Origin of the sequence: Idiomarina sp. UBA4206 (assembly GCF_002383015.1) — a bacterium.
GTDB lineage: Bacteria > Pseudomonadota > Gammaproteobacteria > Enterobacterales > Alteromonadaceae > Idiomarina > Idiomarina abyssalis.
The window spans coordinates 1-219 of the sequence record NZ_DFTS01000057.1; the positions used below are offsets into that span (position 1 = coordinate 1).

The following is a 219-nucleotide window of genomic DNA, read 5'->3' on the forward strand; positions in this document are numbered from 1 at the left end:
CTTAACAGCTTGCTGACTTTCTACAGATAGTGGCTGTAATACAGCGGTCAGTTCATCACCATGTACTTGATGTTTTTCCATTTTTTGCGTTGCAGCAGGGCGCTCCCCTGCAGGGGCCAAAGCTTCGGCCATTTCCACATTGGCGGCATAATCTGACGAGTCAGAAAATGCGATAGCGTCTTCACCGGAGCTGGCCAAAACGTGGAACTCGTGCGAGTG

1 pseudogene is annotated in these 219 nt (G+C 50.7%); it reads right to left on the minus strand.

Annotated elements, in window-relative coordinates:
• Nucleotides 1-219 (minus strand): annotated as a pseudogene (locus B3180_RS11515) (proline--tRNA ligase); the annotation flags it as partial.